The 6,924-nt window shown below is 65.1% G+C and carries 6 protein-coding genes; 3 read left to right on the top strand and 3 right to left on the bottom strand.

Features of this window, described 5'->3' with window-relative positions; all coding sequences use genetic code 11:
• Nucleotides 1-1,082: aminotransferase class V-fold PLP-dependent enzyme (locus AAGD32_18040; GenBank protein MEM8876150.1), on the bottom strand; the 1,082-nt coding region annotated here is incomplete at its 3' end.
• Between the two features lie 154 nt (nucleotides 1,083-1,236).
• Between AAGD32_18040 and AAGD32_18035 the strand changes: the two genes are divergently transcribed.
• The 3 genes from AAGD32_18035 to aspS are packed head-to-tail and all read left to right on the top strand — an operon-like array spanning nucleotide 1,237 to nucleotide 5,248.
• The gene (locus AAGD32_18035) at nucleotides 1,237-2,280 is read left to right on the top strand and encodes a polyprenyl synthetase family protein (GenBank protein ID MEM8876149.1); all 1,044 of its coding nucleotides are present in this window, start codon (nucleotides 1,237-1,239) and stop codon (nucleotides 2,278-2,280) included.
• A 42-nt stretch (nucleotides 2,281-2,322) separates the two neighbouring features.
• Entirely contained in the window at nucleotides 2,323-3,372 is a 1,050-nt protein-coding gene (locus tag AAGD32_18030) for a hypothetical protein (GenBank protein ID MEM8876148.1), read from the top strand.
• Nucleotides 3,373-3,424: 52 nt separating this feature from the next.
• Nucleotides 3,425-5,248 carry an aspartate--tRNA ligase gene (gene aspS / locus AAGD32_18025; protein MEM8876147.1) on the top strand — a complete coding sequence of 608 codons (1,824 nt, stop codon included), beginning with the start codon at nucleotides 3,425-3,427 and terminating at the stop codon, nucleotides 5,246-5,248.
• A gap of 10 nt (nucleotides 5,249-5,258) precedes the next feature.
• Here the strand turns inward: aspS and AAGD32_18020 are convergent, their stop codons facing one another.
• Nucleotides 5,259-6,560, bottom strand: coding sequence for a hypothetical protein (locus AAGD32_18020; protein MEM8876146.1), 1,302 nt, complete (start codon nucleotides 6,558-6,560; stop codon nucleotides 5,259-5,261).
• Nucleotides 6,561-6,692: 132 nt separating this feature from the next.
• Nucleotides 6,693-6,924 (bottom strand): transaldolase (locus AAGD32_18015; protein ID MEM8876145.1); only part of this gene is annotated, 232 nt, incomplete at its 5' end.

Below are 6,924 nucleotides of genomic sequence, written 5' to 3'. Positions count from 1 at the left end.
GCCTTGCGCAGCGTGCCGGCGGGGATGAAAACGAACGCGTCCTTCGGCGAGACGACCTTGTAGTAGTTGCCTTCCTCGGCGAGGATCGTCACGGTGTCGTCCTTGGATAGCAGCAGCTGCTCGCGGTACGACTCGCCGGGCCCACGGAGGCTGGCGGCCTTGACGGGGGTGCGGTCCTGGTTGATGGTGCCGGTCTCGCCGTCGCCCTGGGCATTGACGAAGGCCTTGGAGACGTAGCTGGTCACGCCCTCGGGCACACGAATCTGGTACCAGGTCTGGTTGAAGAGGACCTTCTCGACGCGGGCCATGTCGGGCAGCTTGTCCTTGGCGACTTCGGCGGCTTTGCCGAGGCCGACGATGCCGGGGACGTTCTCGGTGCCGCCGCGGCGGGCGCGTTCCTGTGGGCCGCCGACCAGCAGTGGATCAACGCGCAAGCCCTTGCGGACAAACAGCGCCCCGACGCCCTTGGGCCCGTGGAACTTGTGCGATGCGATGGTCGCCATGTCGAAGCCGAGCCGATGAAAGTCGGCGGGGATCTTGCCCAGCGCCTGGGTCGCATCGCAGTGGAACGGCACACCCTTCTCCCGGCAGATATCGGCGATCTGCGCGACGTCGAAGAGCACGCCCGTCTCGTTGTTCGCCCACATCATCGTGCAGAATGCGACATCGTCGTCGAGTGCCGATGCAAGTGCGTCCATGTCGAGCGTGCCATCGTCGTGGACGCCGACGCTGCGGACGTCGAGGCCGGCGTCGACGTGCTTCTCGCACATCTGCTTGGTGGCCGAGTGTTCGACGGTGCTGGTGACAACGACTGTGCGGGGTGCGCGGGCGGCGAGCAAGGACCGGAACGCGGTGTTCGACGCCTCGGTACCGCCACCGGTGAAGATCAGTTCGCGGTCGGAACAGCCGAGAAAGTCGGCGAGCTGCGCCCGGGCCTCGTCGATGGCCTGGCGCGAGCGTTGGCCGAAGCGGTGGGCACTGGACGGGTTGCCGTACAACTCCTGCAGAAACGGCACCATCGCGGCGACGACCTGCGGGTCGGGCTTGGTCGTGGCGTTGTTGTCGAGGTAGACGACTTGCATGGCGAGGATGGTAGCAACGAGCCCCGACTTCCGAGCGAGACCCTCGAACTGGACGGCAAGCGCCGATTATCACGCCCGAGCAGTTTCAACACTGCCGAAACAAACTGAACCCGCAGCGCATGGCCGATGTATCTCTCGTATCCTTGCAGAAGACATGAACACCCGTACGGCCATTCGTAGACGTGATCCCAGTGCCCTTGCCGATGCGAAGGCCTCTGGTGGTGCGTCTTCCCTGGCATTGCGGGTGCAGGCCGCGGTCGGGCCCGAACTCGCGGCGGTCGAGGACATGTTTGACAACGAACTGGCCAGCGACATCGCCAGCGTTCGGACGCTCGTCAAGCACGTCGAACGCTTCCGCGGGAAGATGCTTCGCCCGATGCTCACCCTGCTCACCGGCAAAGCGTGCGGGAACCTCAACGAGGACCACATTGTCCTTTCGGCCGTCGTCGAGATGGTTCACATGGCGACGCTCGTCCACGACGACGTACTCGACGAAGCCGAGTTGCGCCGCAAGGGCGCGACACTCAACCACCTGCGTGGTAATGAGGCGGCCGTGTTGCTGGGCGATTTCCTGATCTCGCACAGCTACCACCTTTGCAGCAGCCTCGCCGACCAATCGGCCGCCCGTGAGGTCGGTGCCTGCACCAACCGCGTCTGCGAGGGCGAGCTCCTGCAGATTCACCACCGCAGCGACCTCGACCTCGACGAAGACACGTACCTCGAAATCATCAGCCGAAAGACGGCCGCGCTGACCGCGACCTGTTGCAAGCTCGGCGCACGTCACGCCGGTGCGTCGGACGAGGTGATCGACGCACTCACGGAGTACGGCCTTCTCCTCGGCATCGCGTTCCAGATTCAGGACGACATCCTCGACCTCGTCGGTGATGTCCGCGAGGTCGGCAAGACGCTTGGCATCGACGTCGAGAAGCAGAAGCTGACGCTGCCGATGATCCATTTCCTGCGGACCGCGCCGGCCGAGCACCGCGAGTTGATGCGGTCACTGCTGCGTGGTGCCGAGCCGGACAAGGCCGAGCGGATTCGCAACCTCATCGCCCCGAGCGACGCACTGCCCTACGCCCGTCGCCGGGCCGAGCACTACGTCAAGCAGGCGATGAGCAAGCTCGACGTTCTCGATGACGGCGAAGCGAAGTCGGTGCTGATGGATATCGCGGCGTTCGTGACGAAGCGCTCGGTGTAATCCGGCGATGCGGATCGGGGCCGTGGCTTCTATCCTCCCCGCATGCGTATCTTTCTGATTGCCGTGCTCGGTTTGTACCTCGGTGCGTCGAGTTGCGCCTTGCAGCAACAACGGGATTCGGACACACCAGCTGCCGTCCGGCCGGTGGCTGACCTGCAGCCGGTCACCGGACTGCCGTTGCGCGGCGTGGGCATGCAGATCCAACGCGTCGACTGGATCGACCGGTACAAACAATCAATCGACGAAGTTGCCGACCTCGGGGCCGACACGGTGAAGATCGTCGTCGACGCCCGCCAGGAAGACGGCACCTCCAACCGCATCTACCTCGACATGCGGATGACACCGGCGCCGAACCAACTCGCCGAGGTCATCCGCCACGCGAAAGACCGCGGGCTTCGTGTGATCCTCATGCCGATCGTGCTGCTCGACCAGCCGAAGAACAATGAATGGCGCGGCACGATCGAGCCGCAGAGCTGGGACGCATGGTTCGACAGCTACCGCGAGATGCTCCTGCACTTCGCTTCGATTGGTGCCGGAACCGGGGCCGACGTGTTCGTGGTCGGCAGCGAACTCATCAGTGCCCAATCGCACGAGGACCAGTGGCGACGAACCATCGCCGATGTCCGCAAGGTCTTCCCCGGCGCCTTGACCTACTCAAGCAACTGGGATCGGTACACGGCGGTGCCTTTCTGGGATGCGTTGGACCTCATCGGCATGAACAGCTACTGGAAGCTCGGCGAGGGCCCGGACGCATCGGTCGAGGAAATCGTCGGCCGGTGGAAAGCGATTCAGGGCGAGTTGCTGCCGTGGGTGCGCTCGACCGGCAAGCCGCTGCTGCTGACCGAGGTCGGCTGGCACACCCGCAACAACGCGGCGTATGAGCCGTGGGACTACACCACCGACGACCCGATCGACCCGGCGTTGCAGGCCCGCCTTTATGAAGGGTTCTTCCAGGCTTGGGACGGCGTCGACGAGCTCGGCGGTTACAGCATCTGGGAATGGCCCCCCGGCGACGGCGGCCCCACCGACAGCGGCTACACCCCCGAAGGCAAACCGGCCGAAGACGTGCTGCGACGGGAGTGGTCGCAATAGCGGACCAACATTCACCGCCGAGCCGCCCTACGCTCTGTGTCCCATGTCACTCATGCGCACGCACAACTGTGGTGAGCTCCGGGCCGATCATGCCGGGCAGGACGTTTCGCTTTGCGGCTGGGTGGCCAATTGGCGCGACCACGGCGGGCTCGTGTTTCTCGACCTGCGCGATCGCTTCGGCATCACGCAGATCACCTTCGACCCCGAAGAGTGCGGGGCCGATGTAACCGCGCTCGCGCAGAAGGCCCGCAACGAGTGGTGTCTCGGCGTTGCCGGCAAGGTCGCCCTACGCGGCGAAGGTTTGGAAAACCCCAAGCTCGCCACCGGCAAGATCGAAGTCCGCGGTCTCAAACTGACCGTCTTCTCCAGCTGCCCGACGCCGCCGTTCGAGCTGGCCGAGGCGGAGAAGGTCGCCGAGGACAAGCGTTTGGAGTACCGCTTCCTCGACCTGCGCCGCACCAAGCTGCAGGACACGCTCAAGGTGCGTAGCGACGTGATGAAGATCATGCGCGACGTGCTGGTAGGCGAGGAGGGTTTCCTCGACATCGAGACGCCGATCCTGACGCGGGCGACGCCGGAGGGTGCGCGGGACTTCATCGTGCCGAGCCGATTGATGCCGGGCAGTTTCTACGCCCTGCCGCAGAGCCCGCAGTTGTTCAAGCAAATCCTGATGGTCGGCGGCTGTGACCGGTACATGCAGCTCGCGAAATGCTTCCGCGACGAGGACCCGCGTGCGGATCGTGTTCCGGAGTTCACGCAGCTGGACATCGAGCTTTCGTTCGTCGACGCCGACGAGGTGATCCGCGTCGCCGAGCGCGTCGTGCGGGAGATCTGGAAGCAGGTGCTAGACAAGGACGTGCCGGACCCGATCCCGCACATGAGCTACGACGAGGCGATGCGCCGCTTCGGCACCGACCGCCCGGACCTGAGGTTCGGCATGGAGCTGCACGACGTGACCGAACTGGGCAAGAAGACCGACTTCAAGGTCTTCGCCAACGCCCCGGCGGTGAAGTGCATCGTCGTCCCCGGCGGTGCGAGCATGACCCGCAAGCAGACCGACGCGCTGGCCGACTGGGCCAAGGGCTTCGGTGCTGGCGGTATGCCTGTGACCAAGGTCGAGGGCGGCACGCTCGCCACCGGCCTCGCGAAGTTCCTCGAACCCATCGCCGCCGAGCTGATCAGCACCACTGGCGCGGCCGACGGCGACCTCATCGCGTTCGCCGCCGACAAGCCCAAGCTCGTCAACAAGGTACTCGGCGAGCTGCGTCTCAAGCTGGCCAAAGACCTTGAGATGGAGCCGAGCAGCGACTTCGCCTGGGTGTGGATCGACGAGTGGCCCGCCTTCAAGTACGACGAAGACAAGGACACGCTCACCTACAGCCACCACCCGTTCACGATGGTCAACGACGACCAGGTCGAGGCCCTGCTCGATGCGGCCAAAGCCGGCGATCGGGACAAGCTGCTCTCGATCAAGACCAAGGCGTACGACATCGTCTGCAACGGCTACGAACTGGGCGGCGGTTCGATCCGTATCCACGACATCGGCCTGCAACGCGCCGTCCTCACCGCGCTCGGCGTCGACGAGCAACGCCAACAGGAGAACTTTGGCTTCCTGCTCAAGGCACTCGAGTACGGCGCGCCGCCACACGGCGGTCTCGCGTTCGGCTTCGACCGGCTCGTGATGATGCTCCGCGACACCGAAAACATCCGCGACGTCATCGCCTTCCCCAAGACCCAGACCGGCGTCGACCTGCTCTGCGAAGCCCCCGCGCCCGTCGATGATGCTCAACTCGCCGAAGCGAACATCAAGGTCGCCACTGAGCCGGCCGCGCCCAAGTCGGCCGTAAAATCGCTCGACGAACTCGTCGGCAAGTAACCCGGCCCCCTCACGGGATCGGCAGATCGCGGAAGGCGAAGTCAGCTTCGACCGTTTGGCGTTGCGTCGGAATCTCCCAGTGCAGGCTCGCGGGGACAACCGGATCGTCGCGACGCGGGTTGATGCTTCCCTCGGCAATGGCGCTGAACGTGTAGCGGTGTCGATCGCCGGGTCGGTCGGCCCGTTCATGCCGGATGTCACGCAACCGCATGGCCCGGCCGGTGCTGTCGGTAACCTTGACGCGGCGAAACAAGTCCTCGGCCGCCATCCGGCTTGTCTCGGGCACGGTGACGCTGAGCGACAGTCCGAAACGCCGGCCCCCGAACGGGTTGGCCGGAGCGACGGTCGCTGACCAGCCGTTACCGAGTGTCGTGTCGGTATCGCCGGCCAAGTCCGCTTCGATCGTTCGCCATTGGTCGAGCGCGTCCGCGTGAATGATGCCGGCCAGTTCGGTGATTCTTTCGCCGAGCCGGCCCATGTCCGGATGGTCGAGCCCGATGGTCACGGCGACGCCGCCGGTCGTGGAGGTTTTGGATCGTGGCCGGAGGCGGGTTCGCAGGTCGTTACCGCGATCGTCCTCGGCGCGATCGAGCGTGACGCTCAAGCCTTCGTGAGCCAGCGCGAGCTTGGGCTCGGCGTGGATCGTGAGTCCGATGCCGAACTTGCCACGGACGTCGTTGGCGGCATGGTCGGCGATGCGGACCGCGTCGAACGTCACCGCCCGCTCGCGCCGAATCTCACGCAGCTCGATCAGGAACGGCCCACTCACCTCGCTCGGCCCGGACGCCACCGCCTGCCACGCCCGATTGCACAGCAGCACGTCGTTCTTGCCCGGACGCAGGTAGAGGTGGGTCTGCTCCCGCAGATCGCGCATGACCTCCCAAAGCGGCAACCCCGCGTAGTCGGCGGTGATCCGCGGCAGGTTCTGCTTCTCGGCCAGATCAGGCGGGTGCAGACCGATCGTCATGCCGGTCTGCTCGGAGAGCGTGGCAAGCACGTCGGGCAGTTCCGCGTTGTTGAACGCGAGTGTCACCCGGGTCGCGCCCTGCTTCGACTCTTCCTCGATCCTGGCCAGCGCCGACTCGATACACGCGGCGGTCTCCGGATCCGTCCCGTTGGCGAGCGCCGCCTCGAGCACCGGCACGGCGGCGGCCCCGAGCGCGACCAACTCCCGCTCGGCCTTGCGACGCTCCCGCCACACCTCGCTCGAAAGTTGTTCCACCAGCGCCACGGCGGGACCGTCGACGGCATCTGAAGGCACATCGGACACCGGCAACAGGCCGAGAAGGCAAGACGCGATGAGTGTCGACACGGCAACTCCTTTCAGACTCGGGTGCGCGGCCACCAACAAGTCTGATCGGAAAGATACCGTCCGCGGCTGAACGACAATGTGTCGGACGCCGCGGACGGTGCTTTCCCGTAAGGAATCTAACGGTTCTACCGACTAAATCAGCGCCGACCGCTTCTCGGCGACCGTCGCGATCAGCTTTTTCATCGGATCGGCGAACTTGGCGAGCCCTTCTTCCATGAGCGTTTTCTCCATCGCGTCATCGTCGACCTTCTCGTCGATCTCGGCCAGCACGGCATCGGCGGGCATCTTGTCGACGGTGCGTTCGTAAGCAGCGTTCATCGAAGCGATGGCGTCGTTGGTGGCGGGCGGGTTGGTTTGGATGTCG

This window comes from Planctomycetota bacterium (genome assembly GCA_039182125.1).
Taxonomy (GTDB): Bacteria; Planctomycetota; Phycisphaerae; order Tepidisphaerales; family Tepidisphaeraceae; genus JBCDCH01.
Note: the sequence above shows the minus strand (reverse complement) of the source record. Positions and strands in the feature narration are given on the sequence as shown.